We start from the raw sequence: 18,817 nt of genomic DNA, 5'->3' as shown, positions 1-18,817 counted from the left end.
GGAGGCTGCCTTCTTCTACCACCCGGAGTGAATGTCGTTTTTGGGTTATTCACTTCTAGTGAACACCGCTGGGTGACGCAAGCCAGTCCAGCAGGGTGCAGCGGGGACCGTTTAGACCCGCTCACGGTCCGTCAGGATGTGAAGGTGTGAGGCCTGGCAGGGACTCGCGGGTGATGCAGCTCAGGCAGCGGGCCGCCTCCTCCACCTGGCCGACGATGAAGCGACGGCATCTCAACGACCAGAAGTAGTTGGCCAGGTTCCAGATCTTCAGGCCGTGGATGTAACGCTTCGTATCCTCATTCAGGCCATGGGACGCTCGCGCCAGTCCGCGCTCCTCCCGCTCCGCCCTACGGACCGCCTCCTGCTCCGGATGACCGTGCCGCCGCATGAGGATGATCACGATGTTGTGGGAGCGCCCCCTCGGCGACCCCGGCCATGACGGACGAGTAGTCCTTGATCGAGCTTTTCTTGAAGGCGGGCTGCACCAGTCGCCGCTGCCGCTTGTGCGGCTCCGATTGGCTCGTGAGCAGCCCATTTCCCGTCAGCTCGCTCAGTTTCTCGTAAAGGGAGCCACCCTTGTCGAAGGTGGCGCTGTCATGCAGGACCTGACGCGTGAGCTCGGGGTCGGTGATGACCACCATGGGCATCTGCCCGATGTAGACACGGACGAGACTCCCGATCTTCTCCAGCGACAGAAGGAAATCACGCGGTCTGGTGAGCAGGGGCCAGGAATGTCCGAGCAGAGGCCAACGCGCGGGGGCGGTCGGGACATGCGCCTGGGCCGCTCGCGACGTCTCAGCATCCAGGAATTGCATGCCGTCCCATCTCCCATTCCTGTTCGCGGATTGCATCACCACCACGTTTGAGCGTTCGCTCCCTCTTTCGGGTGATTTCCCCCAAAGCCTGACGCTCTACCCTGAGTGCGTGCTCGAGACATCGGATGATTCCTTGAAAGACTTTCTCCACATCCTGCGCGGGGCGATGGCGTTGACGGTCGTGGGCCTGCTGGCGGCATGTGGAGACCGTGGCGACCCGGGAGCGGCGAAGGCGAACCCCGAAGCCGCGATGCTCGGAAGCAGCCCCCAGCCGGCCGCCATGCGCACGGACGATGTTGGTCCCGCGCTGCCCGCCGGCCGCTACGTGCTCATGAGTGCGCTGAGCGGCAAGTGTGTGGAGGCAATTCCCGGCAACACCGATGGAGGTAGGATCCAGCAAGCCACCTGCGTCGACGGCCCGAGCCAGACCTTCGAGGTGATCCGGGAAGCCGACGGAGGCTACAAGTTCGTCAACGTGGGCACCGGTCGCGTGCTCGACCTGAACGGTGGCTCCACCGCGGACGGCACCGTCATCCAACAGTGGAGCGATAACGGCTCCAGTGCCCAACGCTTCCTGCTGCGACGTGACCAGGGCAATCTCCACAGCCTGGTCAACGTGGGCAGCCACAAATGCGTGGCCATCGAGGGGGGAGTCAGCACCGAGGGGGCCGGCCTGCGGCAGGCCAGTTGCGACAGCCAGGCGCCGCAGCACTTCCTGCTCTACCCCCGGAGCGGCGACGGCCGAGGCGCACTGGCCGTGGGCCAGTACAGCCTGCGTTCGGTGGGCTCCAACCTGTGCCTGGAGATCGCCGGCGCCAGCACGGCCGATGGAACCCGGGTCCAGCAAGCTGACTGCGGCAACGTGGCGCATCAACACTTCGAAGTGCTGCCTTCGGTGATGGGCACCTACCAGTTGCGTGGCGTCCACAGTGACAAGCCGCTGGACGTGCGCGGGAACACCCCGATCAATGGAGAGCCGTTCCAGCAGTGGAGCGACACCGGTGGGCCCAACCAACGCTTCAGGGTGACCCCGGTGGGAGCTGCCTACCTGTTCGAGGCTTCGCACAGCGGCAAGTGCATGGACGTGAAGGACATGAGCCAGGCCGTGGGTGGGCAGATCGTCCAGTGGGATTGCAGCGGTCAATCCAACCAGCAGTGGCGGCTGGAGGCCGTGACGCAACCGGCACCCACCGGCTCCGCCCATCTGCTCGAGCTTCCCCTCGAGCTGCTGAGCGATGGCTCCCCTTCGCTCCCGGCGCTCGCCGAAGCCAGCCTCCACGTTGATGCCAGCAAACTCGGCAGTGTGAGCCAGCTGTGGTGGGTGTGCCACCGCTGCGCCTTCTTTGGCGCCCCCGAGTTCGAAGCGACGAGCCAGCCTCCCACCCGGATCAAGGCCAGTGTGCGTGTGCTCGGAGGCATCAGCCCCGAGCAGGCCGACGGCATTCCCTGGATCGACATCACGGACGCCACCGTGAAACTGGCCGATGTGGAACGTGTCCAGGGCGGTCTGACGCGAGGCGGGTTCTACACCACGCGCATGAGCCTCGTGCTCGATGCCACCACCAAGGCGAGGCTCGTGGCCGCGCCTGGCGCCAACCGCATCCAGTTCCGGTTCAACGGGACCGATGGCGAGTCCAATGGATACCGCGTCCTCGACCTCCAGCTGCGAGACGCCCAGGGCACCAGCCTGGCCAGCAACCCCGTGCGGTTCGCCGACATCCAGGTCGAGAAGGTGGCCGGCCAGACCTGGAGTGCCGATGTCCCGGCGGGCGAAGCGCTCTGGCATGGCCAGGGCACGCTCCTCAAGAGCAGCATCGTCAGACGCGGCATCAAGGCCGCCTGCGCCTCCTGCCACGCGGCCGATGGGCGGGATCTGCAGTACTTCAATTACTCCAACAACGCCATCGTGCAGCGCTCGCGCTTCCATGGCCTGAGCGATGCACAAGGCAGACAGATCGTCGCCTACCTTCGCTACAGCCAGCGGAACGTGCCCCACGTGCCCCAGGCGGCGCCGTGGAACCCGCCGTATCAGCCCGGCCCGGGGCTGGACGCCAGACCCATCATCGAATGGGCCGCCGGAGCAGGCCTGAGCGCCGTGCTCGAGACTCCCACCCAGGCCGTCCAGGCCCTCTTCGGCAAGCCACTGGGACCCCAGCCACTCAACCTGAGCCAGGCCGACGTTGATGCCGTCATGAACGCCAACGCCACCCTGAACGCGCGGGAAGTCGCCATGCCCTTGCAGTACCCCGACTGGAATGCATGGTTGCCCACGATCCATCCGCTCGATGTGTGGCCCGCGGGCGCCAGCGGCGCCGGTTCCTTCGAGAACGGAGCCCAGTGGTCACAAAGCAGCCGCACCCATCCCAAGGCCAGCGCGGACCAGATCGAGGCATGGCTCGAGGCCCACCGGAATCCCAACGGGCAGTATGGCGACTGGAGCCATCTGACCCCGAGCGAGCGCAACGAGATCCAGGGCTACTTCAGCGCCTTTGGCTGGGAGGCCTACCGCTTCCTGGGCGGGGGCCGCGGCAATCACATCGCCAGCTCCGGCGAGTACGGCGCGCAGGTCGGTGCCCGCCTCCTGGCCGCGCGCGCCGCCAGCTCCACGACGAACAGCGATCCGGCGTCCTTCACCACCAACGCCTTCATCGAGCGCGCCGTCATGAGCATGCTCCACTGGAATGTCATCAAGCAGTGGGAGTGGGCCCATACCTATGGGCTCGAAGGCAACCAGCAGTGGTTCATTGGTGACTTCACCGCCGCCACCCAGACCTGGAGAGGCCGGGGTGAGGTGCGAGGCTGGCCCTTCAACACGGTGAGCGTGTTCTTCCTGGCTCCGCACATGCTCTACCAGTCCGACGAGACCTCCGCGGGGAAGGTCACGCGGGAGTGGTACCTGGCGTGGGAACGCTCCAACATCGTGGGCTCGTACTACCGGACCAACGCCTGGTACCAGATGCAGGTCTCCATCAACCCGGGGGCTCAAGGCGATTGGGTGAACTTCTCGGTGGACTGGCCCTACCTGACCGGCTTCGACGAACTCCTGGCGACGACCGTGGGCACCTCGACACCCGCTCACGCGAACGCGGCCTTCCTGAGCGACCTCCGGCTGTTGCAGGCCCGCATCAAGTCGGCCCAATACGTCAACAACGACATCCCGCTCTACGTGCCAACCCAGACCGGCAGCCTCGGAGACAACCGCGGACGCTTTGGCCGGGCGCAGACCCTGAAACACCTGACGCCTACCAACTTCATGGACCAGGCGACGACACAAGGCTTCGGCAAGACGCCCTTCAGCAAGCTCGATCAACTCCAACCGGGCCTGTACTTGAAGGTGCTCAACGGGGCGATGAACCAGTTCAATGTCCTGTACACCGACACCGAGCCCGCGAAATGGCGGCGTTGCGATCCGGCCAACACGGAGCTGGGAGAGAGCGAGCCGTATGCCGGGTTCGCGTTTTGTGTGGATCAGACCCGGAAGCCCCTGGCACAGCCTGAACCGGGCAACTTCGTGATGAACGCGGTGAACGGAAGGGTCACGGCCGAGCAGTCGCAGCAGTATGGAATCTGGAAGGCCACGCAGCTGGGTGCCGATGCGCAGCGCATCCAGAAGTGGCGTGAGTGGACCTCTCGTCTCTGGCCTTGAACCGAGCGCAGCCCAAGGAAAACACCATGAGCACCTTCACCACCGCCGACGGATGCGAACTGGACTACCACATCGCGGGCTCGAGCTCGAGCGAGCGTACCCTGGTACTGCTGCACGGCTGGTCGCAGTCGCGCGCGATGTTCGATCGGGTGATTCCCATGCTCGCCAGGCAATACCGTGTCGTCAGCTACGACCAGCGTGGCCACGGGGAATCCGGCCACCCCCCGCACGGCGCTCGCATCGCCCGGCTCGCGCGCGACCTCGACGAACTCCTGACGCACCTCCACATCGAGCAGGCGGACCTCGCGGGCCACTCCATGGGGGCGTCGGTGCTGTGGAGCTACCTCGACCTGTTCGGCTCCGCGAAGGTGAGCTCGCTCATCATCATCGACCAGCCCAGCGCCTGTACGATCCTGCCCTGGCTCGAGCAGGCCGATGCGGTCAGGGTGGGTGCCATCATGGACTTTCCCGGCGCCGAGGCCTTCTGCAAGGGCTTCAACGGTCCCGACGCGGCGAGCGTGCGGCGCAAGTTCCTCGTCTCCATGCTCACCAGGCAGATCCCCGGCGAGGACCTGGAGTGGCTCTACCAGGAGAACCTCAAGCTCGACGGCGGCTTCGGCGCACGGCTGTTGCTGGACCACATCATGCAGGACTGGCGCGACGTGTTGCCACGCATTGACGTGCCGACGCTGGTGCTCGCTGGCGAGGTCAGCCACGTCAACCCGGCATCGCAGAAGTGGAGCGCCGAGCAAATCCCCGGAGCCCAGCTGCGCACCTTCACCGCCGAGGAGGGGGGCGCACACTTCCCGTTCTTCGAGCGGCCGGAGCCTTTCGCGGTCGCCTTGCGCTCCTTCCTCGACGCCCAGCCGGCGCCGCGTGCCCGGGCAGGTCGCGAGACCTTCACGGCGTGAAGGACAGAGCTGTCACACATCAACTTCCACGAATGACGAGGCCGGCCTATTCATGACCCATCCAACCTGAACCCGAGACAGGAGCATCGGCCATGATCTATTCAACCGCGACCGTACCCGTGAACCCCGAGGGCGAGCTTCCGCTGACACGCGACCAGCTCTGGCGGGGCCTCGTCCTCAAGGCGCGTGATGCGAGGCTGTTCCTGCCGCCCGGCGCTTGCACGAAGTGCGACGTGGTCGTCGACGGCGAGGAATACATCATCCGCGAGGCCACCATCATGGGCGACGACGTGTCGGAGATCATCACCTTCGAGCCCAGGACGAAGGTGTCCTTCCACCAGAACAAGGGGCCGCGCGAAGGCGTCATCGTCAACGAGGTACTCGAGGGCGATGATGGTTCGCTGCACCTGAGGTTCTACTGCCTGCTGGGCTTGCGGAACGCGGAACCGGGAGGCGAGCAGGAGCGGAAGGAGCAGGCCACGATGGACAGCGAGGAGCGCGGCTACAAGCGGGCCCTGCTCTCGACCCTGGCGCGAACCCGGTTGCTCGCCCAGGAAGGCCGGCTCTGACCCGGCTTCACGACCCCTGTGGGGGCTGGAGCCCCGCGACGCGCACGGCATCCCGCAGGAGTTGTCGAAACCAGAGGTGCTTCGGGTCTCGCTCGTGCCCGGGGTGCCACACCATCTCCATCTCGATGGAGGGCAGCTCGAAGGGGGGCGCTCGCATGACGACCCCCAGTTCCCGGGTTCGAGCCAGAGCGAAGCTGCGCGGAAGCACCGTGATGCGGTCCGAGGAGACGAGCAGGGGCGCCGCCAACGCGAACGAGGTCACGACCCGCGTTATCCGCCGGGTCAGCCCCTGCGCTTCGAGCACGTCGTCCACGGCACCCCGGCGCGACTGGGCCTGGGGCGCGACGAGGATGTGCTCAGCGGCGGCGAAGCGCCGGACCGTCCATGGGCCCTTCAGCAGGGGATGACCCTCGCGGAGCACGCAGACGAAATCCTCCAGGAACAGCTTCTCTGTCGAAAGGCCTCGCTCTCGAGCGGTGGCGGGTGTGACGGCAAGGCCACCCCGGTCTCTCAGGATGCTCGCGAGGTCGACCAGCACCGTTCGTACCGCCAGGCTCGCGCGCGGGGCCCGCGCGGTCAGCAAGTCATCGAGCGTCGGCAGGAGGGCTTCAGCCACCCGGTCTGACGTGGTGAGGACGAGCTCGCCGTCGTAGCTGTCGGGCTCGAACGGAGCGCTCACCTCGAAGAGGCGCTCCGCCGCGGCCAGGACCTCTCTCGCGGGGGCCCTCAGTTGCTCCCCGAGCGGGGTCCTCACCAGTGTTCGCCCCGCCCGGACCAGGAGCGGGTCATCGAAGTCGCTCCGCAGCCGTCGCAATGCATTGCTCGCCGCCGCGGGCGTGATTCCGAGTCTCCGCGCGGCACGAGCGACATGGGCCTCCTCGAGCAGGAAGTGGAGCGCGCGGGCGTGGTTCAGGTCGAACGCGGAGACATTCATGGCGTGAAGCCTAGGGCAGTCAAACATCAACTTCCATGATGAGGGGCCACACCCGGCGGCCACACCTTGTGCGTGCCCTGCACTCCCACCACGTAGGGCAGCCCACGCCGGGTGAGCTCCTCCAACGGCGCGGTGGCCCGCCCCCCTGCGCAGGGAGAGTGTCGACGCCGGCCACCCGAGCATCCCCCTCTCCTCGACTGCAGTGACAATCGTGCCTGAGCCGTCGGCGCCACTATTTTAGAATGACGACCGCTTCGACCTCGAACAGCATGGGGTCAATTGCAAGCTTGGGGACGGGAATCAGCGTCTGCGCCGGCAGTGCCTTGCCGAACATTTTCTTGACGTTCTTGGTCAACACCTCGAGCTTGGACATGTCGTGATCGACCACGAAGACCGTGAGCTTGGCGACCTGATCCGGCCTGGCACCGAGAGCATCGAGGGCGGTGCGCAAATTTGCGTAGGCCTGCTCAACCTGGACGGCGAAGTCAGCCGACAGGGCTCCCGTGCTGTCTTGGCCGCCCTGTCCGGAGATGTAGGCTACCCGGGCGTCGCGGGGCATGATCACCGCTGTGCTGTAACCATTCGGCGTCGGGTCGTAGAGGTTTTGGGGATTGACGATGGTCAGCTTGAGCTCGTTCTCGTTAGCTGTCGTCGCAGTGGGAACGCCCATGGTCATGATGATTAGCCCTCCGATAAACACGTGCTTGATTGCACGTGACATGATTTTCTCTTGGCTCTGAGGACCGCGAGCAACGTACCTCGCGGCCTACAGGATTGAACTTCAACTCGCCCATGCGATAGAGTCGTACGGCGTACGATTGATAGCACCGTACGTTGTACGAGTCAATCGCTGAGGAAGACAGATGGCATCCAAACGGAGCGGCGCCCGGGGCAAACAGTCTGAACGGATAAATGTGTCACCCCAGCCCGCGCAGGAACCGCGCAGTGAACCGCCTCTCTCTCTGGAACGTATCGTGGCGACTGCGGTAGAGCTGCTGGACGCCCAAGGAGTCGACGGATTGACGATGCGTCGGCTGGCCGAACGCCTCGGCTCGAGCGCGATGAGCCTATATTGGCACGTCGACAACAAAGAGGAGGTCTTTGATTTGGCGCTCGACTCGGTGCTCGAATATCCCGGACCGCCGCAAATGGCTGAGTCTCGAGACTGGCGTGGGGATGTCGTTCATATGCTCGAAGACTGGCGCGCCAGCATGCTGCGCCATCCATGGTCGGCATCGCTGTTGCCGCGCCGGGCGCTCGGCCCGAACATCCTCAGTCGCCTGGAGCTGCTGAGCAAGACTTTGTCCAGAGCCGGTGTGGCGGACGCGGATCTGAACGTCGCGATATGGTCGCTCTGGAACTATGTGATGGGCGCCACCATCACCCGGGGGAGCGTCGACCTTTCTGACGACGACAGGGTCGCCGCGCAGCAGCGCCTTACACGTCTCAGCGAACGCTATCCGACAATCGAACGCTCTCGTCTGCTGTTGGATGACGACTGGGACGGCACTTTCAGGAAAGGCCTTGACTTCCTGCTCGATGGTCTCGCTCGAGACAATGAACATTCTGGACGGAGAGCGCAAAAGCATCGAGCCGATGGCCGCCCGGCTGGTGGAGGATGAGGCGCAGGTGGATGCCATGCGTCAGCGGCTGCAGCAGTGCGTCTCGGCTTCCAACTGGAGCGACGACGAGGTCCGGCGGCGCCTGGCCATGAAGATGGAGGAAGAGTTGCCCGGACTGTAAGCCTTCGTGCTGGACGACACGGGCTTTGCCAAGAAGGGCATACACTCGGTGGGAGTGGCCCGGCAGTACGCAGGAACGTTGGGCCGTACCGAAAACTGCCAGGTAGCGGTCAGCCTGCACCTGGCGGGAGAGAAAGGCCGCAGTTGCATCGCCATGCGGCTGTACCTGCCCGAGGAGTGGGCACGTAGCAGGAAGCAGCGAGCAACGGCGGGTGTCCCCAACCAGGTGCGCTTTCTAATGAGCGAACTTCCGGAGCAGCCGTCTTTTGGCCGAGTTGTTCGGCCCGATGAAGACAGTCACTGGTCCAGGTTCGCACCGGCGAGTCATGACAGCATGCCCTCTTGCTGTCCGAGGGAGCATGCTTGGAGTCGGAGGTGATTGGGAAAAGTGCGAAATGCATAACCCGGCCGCGGCCTGTCTCTTTTTATCGAGAGTGGGTTCACTGCCGCGCTTCGCGGCGGATGCTATTAGCCTTCGCGTATAGGAGGCCCCTGGAGGGAGGGCTGGAGCGGAGGACGGGTGGCATCGCCCCGACGAAGCGCACCGCCTCCGGCCCTCTCAGGCAGACCGCCTTCTCGCAGCAGTCGGAAATGAAGCGATGGCCCATGCGCCAGACTTGCCGTCGCTTTGCCCGGCTGCTAGCCATGCGTCATTCCGTTGGGGTGCCCCTTCCCGGGGGCTGAGAGGCCAGGTGCCAACCCATCGAACCTGATCCGGCTAGGACCGGCGTAGGGAACGGAGAGCAGCAAGGGCGCGCGCGATCTCCTGGTCGTGGCCCCGGAGCTTCCTCTGAACCCCCCGCCGGTTCCGACGAGAGGAAGCGCGATGCGGACGTCCACAACCTTCTCCGTTCTCGGCGCCGGGGTCATGGGCCTCTGCACCGCCGTCGAGCTCGCGAGCCGCGGCGGGCGGGTGACGCTGGTCGATCTCCAGCCCGAACCGGGTCCCCAGGCCTGTTCCTGGTGGGCGGGCGGGATGCTCGCTCCCTTTTGCGAGGGAGAGACGGCCGAGGAGCCGGTGATCCGGCTCGGCCAGAGCGCCGCCGACTGGTGGGCGGCGCAGGGGGTGGAGGTCATCCGCCGCGGCACGCTGGTCCTCGCCCTGGGCCGTGACCGGGCCGAGCTCGACCGCTTCGCCGCCCGGACGCGGGAGCACCAGTGGATGGGCGGCGAGGAGATCTCCGCGCTCGAACCCGAGCTCGACGGCCGCTTCCACCGCGGGCTCTTCTTCCCGACCGAGGCGCATCTGACGCCGCGCGTGGCCCTCTCCACCCTGCGCGCCCGAGCCGCGGCGCTCGGCGTCGCCTTCGCGCGGACCGCGCCCGAGGGCCAGCGCATCGACTGCCGGGGCCTTGCCGCTCGCGACGCGCTCCCCGAGCTCCGCGGCGTGAAGGGCGAGATGCTGGTGCTGCGCCTCCCCGACCTCGCCCTCTCGCGCCCGATCCGGCTCCTCCACCCGCGGATCCCCATCTATCTCGTCCCCAGAGGCGACGGCATCTACATGCTCGGCGCCACGATGATCGAAAGCGCCGAGCGCGGGCGCGCGAGCGTCCGCTCGGTCCTGGAGCTGCTCAGCGCCGCCTATGCGCTGCATCCGGCCTTCGGCGAGGCGGAGATCCTCGAGATTGGTGCCGATGCGCGGCCCGCCTTCCCCGACAACGTCCCGCGCCTCATCCGGCGTGACGGCACGCTCTTCCTCAACGGCCTCTACCGCCACGGCTACCTGATGGCGCCGGTTCTGGCGCGGATGGCGGCTGACCACCTTCTGTCCGGCGAACACGTGGAGCTCCTGCAATGAAGATCACCGTGAATGGCGAAACACGCGAGACGGTGAGCGAGACGCTCGGCGCGCTCCTCCTCGAACTGGGCCATGGCGAGGCCAGGGTCGCGACGGCTGTGAACGAGGCCTTCGTGCCCGCCGCCGCGCGCGACGGGCTGCGTCTCGCCGCAGGCGACCGGGTGGAGATCGTCACTCCCCGGCAGGGGGGCTGAGCCGATGCCGGTCTTCTACGGAACCGAAGTCGCCTCGCCCCTGATGCTGGGCACCGCGCAATATCCCTCGCCCGCTGTGCTGGCCGAGGCCTTCCGCCGCTCGGGCGCGGGCGTCGCCACCGTCTCGGTCCGCCGCGAGGCGGGGGGCGAGCGGGCGGGGCAGGATTTCTGGCGCCTGATCTCGGGGCTCGGCGTGCGGGTGCTCCCCAACACCGCCGGCTGCCACAGCGCCCGCGAGGCGGTCACCACCGCCCGGATGGCGCGCGAGCTCTTCGAGACCGATTGGATCAAGCTCGAGGTGATAGGCAATGCCGACACGCTCCAGCCCGATCCCTTCGGCCTGGTCGAGGCCGCGCGGATCCTCGTGGCCGAGGGCTTCAAGGTCTTCCCCTACATGACCGAGGATCTGGTGCTCGCCGACCGCCTCTTGCAGGCGGGCTGCGAGGTGCTGATGCCGTGGGGCGCGCCGATCGGGACGGGGCTGGGACTTCTCAATCCCTATGCCCTGCGCAGCCTGCGCGCGCACTTCCCCGACGTGCCGATGGTGATCGACGCGGGGCTGGGCCTGCCGAGCCAGGCGGCCGCGGCGATGGAGATGGGCTTCGACGCGGTGCTCCTGAACACCGCCGTCGCCAAGGCGGGCGATCCCGTGGCGATGGCCGAGGGCTTCTCGAAGGCGCTGGAGGCCGGGCGCCTCGCGCACGGCGCCGGCCCGATGCCGCCGCGCGACATGGCCGCGCCCTCCACTCCGGTGCTCGGAAAGGCCTTCCTGTGACGCTCGACCGTTTCTACCCGATCTTCGACGACGTGGCCTGGCTGCCCCGGGCGCTCCCCCTGGGCGTGAAGCTCGTCCAGCTCCGTCTCAAGGACCGCGCACCGGACGACCTGCGCCGACAGATCGCCTCCGCCCGAGACCTCTGCCGCGAGGCCGGCGCCGTGCTGGTGGTCAACGATCACTGGCGGATCGCCATCGAGGAGGGCTGCGACTGGGTGCATCTGGGGCAGGAGGATCTGGACGGTGCCGACCTCCCCGCCATCCGCCGCGCGGGGCTGCGCCTCGGCATCAGCACCCATGACCCTGCCGAGCTCGACCGCGCCCTCTCGCTGAAGCCCGACTACGTCGCGCTGGGGCCGGTCTATCCCACCCGCCTCAAGCAGATGAGATGGCACCAGCAGGGACTGGAGCGGGTGACGGAATGGAAACGTCTGATTGGCGACCTCCCCCTCGTCGCCATCGGCGGCATGAGCACCGCCCGTGCCCCGGGCGTCTTCGCGGCGGGGGCCGACATCGTCTCGGTCGTGACCGACATCACGCTCAACCCGAACCCGGAGGCGCGGATCGCCGAATGGATGGAGGTGACGCGGTGAGCCGCTATGCCCGTCAGACCGCCGTGCTGGGGGAGGGCGCTCAGGAGCGGCTCCGGGCGGCGCGGCTCCTCGTCGTGGGGGCGGGGGGCCTCGGCGCGCCGGTGCTGCAATATCTCGTCGGGGCTGGGGTAGGGCACATCCGCCTCGTCGAGCACGACCGGGTGGAGGAGAGCAACCTGCACCGCCAGACGCTCTTCCGCATGGGCGACCTCGGCCAGCCCAAGGCCGAAGCCTGCGCCCGCCACCTCGCCGGGCTCAATCCGGAGAGCGTGGTGGAGCCCGTGGTGGCCGCGCTGGAGCCCGCCAACGCCCCGAAGCTCATCGAGGGCTGCGAGCTGATCCTCGACTGCGCCGACAGTTTCGCGGTCAGCTACATCCTCTCGGACCTGTGCCTGGCGCGGGGCCTCCCGTTCCTCTCCGCCTCCGTCACGGGGCGCGAGGGCTACGCGGGCGGTTTCTGCGGCGGCGCACCGAGCCTGCGTGCGGTCTTCCCCGACCTGCCGCAGCGGATGGGCAGCTGTGCCGAAACTGGCGTGCTCGGCCCTGTCGTGGGCGTGATCGGTGCGCTGCAGGCGCAGATGGCGCTGGCGCTGCTCTCGGGGGAGGCAGGTGTACTCGGGCGCCTCGTCACCTTCGACGGCGCGACCTTCCGCGCTGGCGGCTTCCGCTTCGATGGGGCAGAGGAGCCCGCGCGTGCGCCGCGCTTCGTCTCCCCTTCCGAGATTACGCGAGGAGACCTGACCATCGATCTGCGCGGGGTAGATGAGGCCCCGCTGATCCACCCCGGAGCGCGGCGCATGAGCGTGGCCGAGGTCGGCCCCGGCATGGACCTGCCCGAACCCGGCCAGCGCGCGGTGCTCGTCTGCCGCTCCGGCCTCCGCGCCTGGAGGGCGGCGGAACGCCTCGCCGCGATCTGGCCCGGAGACATCGCCCTCGTCGCGGCGGGCAACCCCGTTGGAGCTTCATCATGAGTCGCGCCGCCGGAGGAGGCGCACCTCAGGAGGTGATGTTCAGGGGGCTCAGTCCTCCACCTGTTCACAGACTTCATCGAATCGAGACAGGCGTGCGTGGTCCGCGAGGTACATGCCACCCTCCTGCACCCAGGGTCCTTCGAAGATCCGCCCACTCCAGAAGCCCACCGCATCGTTGATGCGCTGGTAGTCGATGGTGAAGACATCCGAGCCCATGGAGAGGGTGAGCTCCAGGGTGTTCTTCGAGGGTCTCCGAACATCGGTGATGCGGTAGAAGCTGCTGTCCGGTCCACCGAAGATGATCAGCTGGGGCCTCACGCCACGGCTCTCATCGCTGGCGAGCGAGAGCTCGATACCGAAGAACGCCTCGCCCGTGCACCCATGCAGATAGGTGTAGCTCCGTCCGCTCTTGCGGAGCAGGTTCCACGTGGTCGGGAAGCCCGCCAGGTACTCGAGCCCTCTCGTGGGCAGGTCCTTGCGCGCGGAGAGGAAGGCATCGAGGATCCAGCCCGTCTTCCCCTCCCAGGTCACCTGCGTCCAGCGTCCCCGGGCGCCCTCCACCTCGACGGGCGCGCCTCGCTTCCGCTGGGGTGTGAGCTCGGTCATGAAGGGAAGGGTCGCGACCACCCGGGCGTCCGCCGAGGGCTCCTCCAGCAGGGGCACGCCCTGCGTCCGATTGGTCCAGGTACACAGGAGGGAGCTCAGGTCCCCGAGGGCTCCAGGCTGGGGGAACCGCCGGGCGAGCAGCGTCACGAACGGCAGGGGATGGTTCTCCCCGTTGCTCGGATAGCGGAGCGAGAGATCCGCACCGGCTTCGACCATCCGCCGGGCCAGTCCGAATTCCTCGGCCCACAAGGCCACCATCAGGGGCGTCCACCCGTACGTGTCCAGGACGTCGAGCTGGGCACCGCGGTCGACGAGGAGCCACGCGGCCCGCGGATTCTCCTTCACCGCGATCTGCAGCGGCATGATTCCGGCGGTGTTCTTCCGGTTGGGGTCCGCTCCCAGCGCGAGCAGGGTCTCCGTCACCGCCGGGGGCATGCGCCCGCTCGCGAGGTGGAGCGCGGTGTTGCCCCTCGACACCTCCAGCACCGCGTTGATGTCGACGCCGGACTTCACGAAGAGCGCTGGAAGCGGTTTGCACTTCTCGTGCTGGCAGTTGACCGCCTGCCACAGGGTCTGGATGTTGGGTTGGGAGCCCCTGGCGAGCAGGAGCTCGACCACCTCCAGGTTCCCGGCCTCCAGGGCCTCGGTCAGAGGAGTCTTGCCCCAGGAGTCGCTCGCGTCGAGCGGAGCGCCCGCCTCGAGGAGCAGGGAGGAGAGCTCGGTACTGAACCGGGCGGCCGCATGCAGTGCCGTGGTGCCGTCGCTGCTGGCGGTCCGCACGTCCGCCTTGTGCCTCAGGAGGACCTTCGCGACCTCGGGCTTCTTTCGTTGGAGCGCGGAGAGGAGCGGTGTCGAAGAGGATTTGTCCCGAGCGTCCAGCTCCGCCCCCGCGGAGAGGAGCAGCTCCACGCTGTCCGGTTCGACGGCACCATGCAGGGGCGAGCGCCCCGCCGTGTCCAGGGTCCGCGCATTGGCACCGGCCTTCAGCAGTGCGTCGACGATGGCTGCTCGTCCGCCTCGGACGGCGTGCGCCAGGGCCGTCTTGCCCTCGAAATCACGGATCTCGATACCGGGTCCGTTGCCGAGGAGCAGCTGGACCATCTCCCGATGGTCATGGGCGCTCGCCAGCATGAGCGCGGTGTGGTTCGACCCCGTATCGGCCTTGACGTTGGCCTTGACGCCCGCGGCGAGCAGCTGACGCACGGCGGGAAGATTGCCTTCGCCAGCCGCGGCGACGAACAGCGTGTAGAGCCCCTTCCGCTCGCCTTCATTCACCTCGCCGGGTGATGGCGGCGAGGCGCCCCCCTTCATGAGCAGCAGGGCCATGGCGATTCTGTTCGCGCCCAACACCCCCCGCAGCAGTGACCTGCCGTCCTCATCCGGGGTGTTCGGGTCGACCCCCGCGGAGAGCAGCGCCTCGACCCGTGCGTGCTTGTCCTGCTTGACGAAGACGGACAGCTCATACGTGGAGGAGAGGCCCGACTCCTTCTTGAGCCGCTCGAGCTCCGGCCAGAGCGGCTCGAGCGCCCTCTCGTATCTCCGTGCCTCCCCTTTGGGGACCGCGATGGCCAGGGGAGACTCGCCAAAGGGCGCGCCCACGAGCTTCAATGGTGTCTGCTGGATGGCGATGGCCAGCCCGACCTCTTCATCGGCGACGAAGTCCGCCTTGCCCGCCAGGAGCATCTTGAGCGCGGCGGCGGTGCTCGGGGCCGGAAGGCGCCGGGCCGAGGGGAGGGCCGTCTCCACGGCTCGAAGCGCGAGGGCCGTGCCAGCGACACGGCCGCGAACCTGGCCCAGGCTCCCCACGACCGTCTCGGACCTGGCCGCGAGCCGGTAGCGCATGAGCAGGTACGGAGACGTGAAGGCCACGAGCTTCTCACGCTCCGGAGTCGGGGTGATGGAGTTGAGGGCGATGTCCACCTCGCCGCTCGCCACCGCCTCGACGGAGCCCTTGCCGAACTCGCGCCGGGTATCCACGAACACGGCGGTGGCACCGAGGCGTTGGGCCAACCGCTGGGCCAGCTCCGCCTCGAAGCCGGTGGCGACCCCGTCCTTGAAGCCGTGCAACGGCATGTACTCGCCCGAGAGCGCGACCCTGAGCACGTTGCCCTCCGTGCTCGGCTGGGCGACCGCGATGCTGGCTCCCGCGATGGCGAGCACGAGGAGAAGACGGCGGACATGGAGGAAGTGCATTCAGCCGCGAGTATAAAAGAGGGTCCCACGGAACTCGAAGCTCACGCCCGGTGAGGCCAGGGCGCCGAGCCAACGGCACACTACCTCTGCCGTCAGGCCTTCCTGTAGAATGCGAGCGGTCAGGCGGGAATCAAGGGGTTGACGCCTGCCCATCCGCTTCGAGCCGGGCGGACGGGCAGGTTCATCACCTGGTGCTCATTCGTGAAGGGACTCGTCCTTGCTGGCTTTCGCCGGGAGCGCCCGGGTGCCGCGGCCCCGCCGCGCGAGCACTGCCATCACCAGCAATCCCGCCAGGGGGAACGCGCCCGACGGTAGCACCCCGCAGCCTCCCAGGAGAGGACGCTGGTGGAGTTCCTTCGGAGGCTGCTCGTTGTCGCCGGAGCCCTGGCCGTCAGGGTCGCTGCCCTCGTCTGGTGAACCCCCCGTGTCCGGCTGCTCCCCCGTGTCCGGCGACTGCCGGCATGGATGGCGCCCCACCGGGAGCGAGGCATCGGCCTCGTTCGGGGGAGTCGAGCCCGGCAAGGGGAGCGCCCAGAGCTCGCGGGTCAACGCATCGCCGGTGGTGAAGTAGAGGGTGTTGCCGGCGAGCACGAAGTCACCGGGATTGGAGGACTCGGCACCCGGGAGCACATCGGCCACCAACTCGGTGCCCTCGACGGTCCCGTCGGACATCCACAGCTCGGTGCCCGTGTCGGGGGCCGTGGCGCTGAACAGGAATCCTCCCGACTCCAAGGGATGGAGACGCTGCCAGGGCACGCCCCAGCCCGTCCCCGGCACCAGCTCCTTGAAGAGCCGGGTGGTCTCCGCGGTGCCCTCGCTCCGCCACAGCTCCATGCCCGTGCTCTTCTGGAGGGCGGTGAAATACAGCGCGCCATTGAGAACGACCGGGCAGTTCATGCCCGAGTCCTCCATCCCGGGGTTGATGTCCTTGACGAGCCGGGTGCCCTCAAGCGTGCCATCCGAGCGCCACAGCTCGGTGCCCGTGCCCTCCTGGTAGGCGGAGAAATAGAGCGCCCCGCCCATGGACGTGACGCACGAGATGACCGAGTGCCCGGGGCCGGGGTTGATGTCCGTCACCCGCCGGGTGCCCTCGAGGCTGCCGTCCGAGCGCCACAGCTCGGTGCCCGTGCTTTCCTGGTAGGCCGTGAAATAGAGCACCCCGTCCAACACTGTGAGCTGGGAGACGTCCCGCCATTGGAAGGTGGGGCCCGCGACGAGCCGGGTGCCCTCGGCAGTGCCATCCGAGCGCCACAGCTCATTCTGCCCGAAGCTGCCATTCGCGGCGAAGTAGACCACTCCGTCCATGACCACGAACGTGGAGGAAGCCGGGGTGGGGGAGCCGATACGCAGATTTCGGACGAGCGAGGTGCCCTCGGGGGTGCCATCCGTGCGCCACAGCCCCTCCGGGGCGGTCCAGGGATCGCCGCCCCTGGCGCGGAAGTAGATGGCATCCCCGACGGCCTTCAGGCCGGTGGGAGACGAGTCCGAGTATGGATAGCTCGGGACGCTCTCGGACGTGCCGGGCCGGCCGGGGTTGATGTCCTTGACGAGACAGGTGCCCTCGGAGGTGCCGTCCGAGCGCCACAGCTCCTGGCCGAGGACGTGGATGTTTCCATCGGACGCCAGGCCCCGGGTCCGGGCGCTGAAGAGGAGCACGCCATCCAGCGCGGCCATTTGTTGAGGATTGGAGGACTCCGGGCCCGGAAAGACGTCGCTCACGCGCCGCGTCCCCTCGGGAGTGCCGTTCGTCACCCACAGCTCCCGGTCCCCATCTGTCGTGGCGGCGAAGAACAGCTTCCCCCCCACGGCGGTGAGCTCCCGGGGATTCGAGCCTGATTGACCTGGGCCCAGCCGGACGGGAGTGCCAGACCGAGCACTCTCGCCGAGTGCCTGGGTCGTGTCGTTCAAGGGAGCCGGCGCGACCCAGCCACCGGATAGAGAGAGCAACAGTCCAAGCAAGCCTGCTCGGCAGGTTCGATAAAGACGCATGGGGTCTCCTCGTAACAACTCGTGGCCGGCCCCGCGCGGCACGGATGCTAGCACGGCTGGTGTGCTCAGTGGCGCTGGCCCCTGGCCTGCTGGAGCAATCGCCGGGCGCACGACGCGAGCTCCTCGCGCAAGGCATCCGGCCGTTGGATCTCGAAGGCGAAGGGCAGCCGCGCCAGCTCTCGCGCGAACCAGCCGAGGTCATCACTCTGGCCTCGTAGCAGCACGCCCCCCTCCACCTGTTCCAGCACGCCGAACGCGGGAAACACTCCACGCCGCGCCGTCTCGAGGTCCGTTTCGAGCAGCACCTCGATGGCGTACGCGCGAGGCAGCGTCGCCACCGCGCGCGTCAGGTGCTCGAGCGCGTCGAATCCCTCCGGGCGGGAGAAGCTCACCTCCAACGGTTGCACGGACCGCACCCGGTCCAGCCGGAACGAGCGCAGCCCGTTGCGCAGATGGCAGATACCCACCGCGTACCAGCGCCCTGCCCGCCAGGCGAGCCCATAAGGGTCGAAGTCACGCTCGGTCTCCTCGTGCTCCGCCGCGCGATAGAGCAGGCGTACGCGCCGCTGGGCCTGGGACGCGGCGCTCAGCGCGACCAGTGCGGCGTTGTCTCCAGGCGCCGTGGAGCGGGCAAGGTCGAGCGTCACCGTCTCGTCCACCGCGCGCACGCGCCGTTTCAGACTGGCCGGCATCACCCGCTCGAGCTTGGCTTGAGCACTGGCCACGGCGGGCGCCGCTTCCGCGAGCCCCAGTCCTCTCGCCGCGAGCAGTCCGACCGACAGGGCCAGGGCCTCATCCTCGGTGAACATCATCGGCGGCAGCTTGAAGCCGGCCACGAGCATGTACGCGCCATCGCGTCCGCGCTCGGCGGTGATGGGGATGCCCAGCTCCTCCAGCATGGCGATGTAGCGGCGTACCGTCCGGCGATCGACCTCCATCCGCCTCGCCAGCTCCGCGCCGCTCATCCGGCCATGGGTCTGCAGCAGCTCGAGCACGGTGAGCACGCGTGTCGTGGGACGGGACATGGGAGGGGGCTGGTTCGAATGAGGGCCGATTCCGCCCTATATTCCCCCTAAAACGT

Annotated in this window: 15 protein-coding genes, 1 pseudogene and 1 riboswitch; of the genes and pseudogenes, 10 read left to right on the top strand and 6 right to left on the bottom strand. The window is 67.6% G+C overall.

Annotated elements, in window-relative coordinates; genetic code table 11:
* Nucleotides 1-347: 347 nt before the first annotated feature.
* On the bottom strand, nt 348-815 hold the full coding sequence (locus NR810_RS18855) for a cytochrome P450 (protein WP_257454226.1): 468 nt from the start codon (nt 813-815) through the stop codon (nt 348-350).
* 133 nt (nt 816-948) lie between these two features.
* Between NR810_RS18855 and NR810_RS18850 the strand changes: the two genes are divergently transcribed.
* From NR810_RS18850 to NR810_RS18840, 3 genes are all read left to right on the top strand, one after another.
* Complete coding sequence (locus NR810_RS18850) at nt 949-4,461, top strand: RICIN domain-containing protein (RefSeq protein ID WP_257454225.1); 3,513 nt, start codon at nt 949-951, stop codon at nt 4,459-4,461.
* A gap of 26 nt (nt 4,462-4,487) precedes the next feature.
* Nucleotides 4,488-5,372: an alpha/beta fold hydrolase gene (locus NR810_RS18845; protein ID WP_257454223.1), complete on the top strand. Its 885-nt coding sequence runs from the start codon at nt 4,488-4,490 to the stop codon at nt 5,370-5,372.
* 92 nt (nt 5,373-5,464) lie between these two features.
* Nucleotides 5,465-5,941, top strand: coding sequence for an SRPBCC family protein (locus tag NR810_RS18840; protein ID WP_257454221.1), 477 nt, complete (start codon nt 5,465-5,467; stop codon nt 5,939-5,941).
* Nucleotides 5,942-5,948: 7 nt separating this feature from the next.
* On the opposite strand, the gene NR810_RS18835 is transcribed toward NR810_RS18840, so the two are convergent.
* Nucleotides 5,949-6,875: a LysR family transcriptional regulator gene (locus NR810_RS18835; RefSeq protein ID WP_257454219.1), complete on the bottom strand. Its 927-nt coding sequence runs from the start codon at nt 6,873-6,875 to the stop codon at nt 5,949-5,951.
* A gap of 232 nt (nt 6,876-7,107) precedes the next feature.
* A complete protein-coding gene (locus NR810_RS18830; RefSeq protein ID WP_257454218.1) occupies nt 7,108-7,596 on the bottom strand; it encodes a RidA family protein in 489 nt (162 codons plus the stop codon).
* A 142-nt stretch (nt 7,597-7,738) separates the two neighbouring features.
* On the opposite strand from NR810_RS18830, the gene NR810_RS18825 reads away from it, so the two are divergent.
* From NR810_RS18825 to NR810_RS18795, 7 genes and pseudogenes are all read left to right on the top strand, one after another.
* Nucleotides 7,739-8,497: a TetR/AcrR family transcriptional regulator C-terminal domain-containing protein gene (locus NR810_RS18825; RefSeq protein ID WP_306818310.1), complete on the top strand. Its 759-nt coding sequence runs from the start codon at nt 7,739-7,741 to the stop codon at nt 8,495-8,497.
* Nucleotides 8,439-8,852: pseudogene (locus NR810_RS18820) on the top strand (IS701 family transposase); the annotation flags it as partial. The gene NR810_RS18825 and the pseudogene NR810_RS18820, both read left to right, overlap by 59 nt.
* Nucleotides 8,853-9,266: 414 nt before the next feature.
* Nucleotides 9,267-9,370: riboswitch (TPP riboswitch) on the top strand.
* A gap of 73 nt (nt 9,371-9,443) precedes the next feature.
* On the top strand, nt 9,444-10,415 hold the full coding sequence (locus NR810_RS18815) for an FAD-dependent oxidoreductase (protein ID WP_257454214.1): 972 nt from the start codon (nt 9,444-9,446) through the stop codon (nt 10,413-10,415).
* Nucleotides 10,412-10,609 carry a sulfur carrier protein ThiS gene (gene thiS, locus NR810_RS18810; RefSeq protein WP_257454212.1) on the top strand — a complete coding sequence of 66 codons (198 nt, stop codon included), beginning with the start codon at nt 10,412-10,414 and terminating at the stop codon, nt 10,607-10,609. The genes NR810_RS18815 and thiS overlap by 4 nt, the downstream gene beginning before the upstream one ends.
* 4 nt (nt 10,610-10,613) lie before the next feature.
* On the top strand, nt 10,614-11,384 hold the full coding sequence (locus tag NR810_RS18805; RefSeq protein WP_257454211.1) for a thiazole synthase: 771 nt from the start codon (nt 10,614-10,616) through the stop codon (nt 11,382-11,384).
* Complete coding sequence (locus NR810_RS18800) at nt 11,381-11,977, top strand: thiamine phosphate synthase (RefSeq protein ID WP_257454209.1); 597 nt, start codon at nt 11,381-11,383, stop codon at nt 11,975-11,977. Before NR810_RS18805 ends, NR810_RS18800 begins: the two co-directional genes overlap by 4 nt.
* Nucleotides 11,956-12,948: a HesA/MoeB/ThiF family protein gene (locus NR810_RS18795; protein WP_257454207.1), complete on the top strand. Its 993-nt coding sequence runs from the start codon at nt 11,956-11,958 to the stop codon at nt 12,946-12,948. The genes NR810_RS18800 and NR810_RS18795 overlap by 22 nt, the downstream gene beginning before the upstream one ends.
* A gap of 48 nt (nt 12,949-12,996) precedes the next feature.
* Here the strand turns inward: NR810_RS18795 and NR810_RS18790 are convergent, their stop codons facing one another.
* The 3 genes from NR810_RS18790 to NR810_RS18780 all read right to left on the bottom strand — a co-directional run bounded on the left by NR810_RS18790 (nt 12,997) and on the right by NR810_RS18780 (nt 18,761).
* A complete protein-coding gene (locus tag NR810_RS18790; protein WP_257454206.1) occupies nt 12,997-15,747 on the bottom strand; it encodes an ankyrin repeat domain-containing protein in 2,751 nt (916 codons plus the stop codon).
* Nucleotides 15,748-15,942: 195 nt separating this feature from the next.
* A complete protein-coding gene (locus NR810_RS18785; protein ID WP_257454204.1) occupies nt 15,943-17,553 on the bottom strand; it encodes a hypothetical protein in 1,611 nt (536 codons plus the stop codon).
* A 248-nt stretch (nt 17,554-17,801) separates the two neighbouring features.
* Nucleotides 17,802-18,761, bottom strand: coding sequence for a helix-turn-helix transcriptional regulator (locus NR810_RS18780; RefSeq protein ID WP_257454202.1), 960 nt, complete (start codon nt 18,759-18,761; stop codon nt 17,802-17,804).
* Between the last annotated feature and the right edge of the window lie 56 nt (nt 18,762-18,817).

It is taken from the genome of Archangium lipolyticum (genome assembly GCF_024623785.1).
In the GTDB taxonomy this organism is placed as follows: domain Bacteria; phylum Myxococcota; class Myxococcia; order Myxococcales; family Myxococcaceae; genus Archangium; species Archangium lipolyticum.
The sequence above is the reverse complement of the archived record's forward strand: the minus strand, read 5'-3'. Positions and strand labels throughout refer to the sequence as shown.

What these genes read in the sequence shown, in the direction of transcription:
- NR810_RS18855 (WP_257454226.1), bottom strand. Translation starts at nt 815, where the DNA reads ATGCAATTCCTGGATGCTGAGACGTCGCGAGCGGCCCAGGCGCATGTC.
- NR810_RS18845 (WP_257454223.1), top strand. Translation starts at nt 4,488, where the DNA reads ATGAGCACCTTCACCACCGCCGACGGATGCGAACTGGACTACCACATC.
- NR810_RS18840 (WP_257454221.1), top strand. Translation starts at nt 5,465, where the DNA reads ATGATCTATTCAACCGCGACCGTACCCGTGAACCCCGAGGGCGAGCTT.
- NR810_RS18835 (WP_257454219.1), bottom strand. Translation starts at nt 6,875, where the DNA reads ATGAATGTCTCCGCGTTCGACCTGAACCACGCCCGCGCGCTCCACTTC.
- NR810_RS18830 (WP_257454218.1), bottom strand. Translation starts at nt 7,596, where the DNA reads ATGTCACGTGCAATCAAGCACGTGTTTATCGGAGGGCTAATCATCATG.
- NR810_RS18825 (WP_306818310.1), top strand. Translation starts at nt 7,739, where the DNA reads ATGGCATCCAAACGGAGCGGCGCCCGGGGCAAACAGTCTGAACGGATA.
- NR810_RS18815 (WP_257454214.1), top strand. Translation starts at nt 9,444, where the DNA reads ATGCGGACGTCCACAACCTTCTCCGTTCTCGGCGCCGGGGTCATGGGC.
- thiS (WP_257454212.1), top strand. Translation starts at nt 10,412, where the DNA reads ATGAAGATCACCGTGAATGGCGAAACACGCGAGACGGTGAGCGAGACG.
- NR810_RS18805 (WP_257454211.1), top strand. Translation starts at nt 10,614, where the DNA reads ATGCCGGTCTTCTACGGAACCGAAGTCGCCTCGCCCCTGATGCTGGGC.
- NR810_RS18795 (WP_257454207.1), top strand. Translation starts at nt 11,956, where the DNA reads ATGGATGGAGGTGACGCGGTGAGCCGCTATGCCCGTCAGACCGCCGTG.
- NR810_RS18790 (WP_257454206.1), bottom strand. Translation starts at nt 15,747, where the DNA reads ATGCACTTCCTCCATGTCCGCCGTCTTCTCCTCGTGCTCGCCATCGCG.
- NR810_RS18780 (WP_257454202.1), bottom strand. Translation starts at nt 18,761, where the DNA reads ATGTCCCGTCCCACGACACGCGTGCTCACCGTGCTCGAGCTGCTGCAG.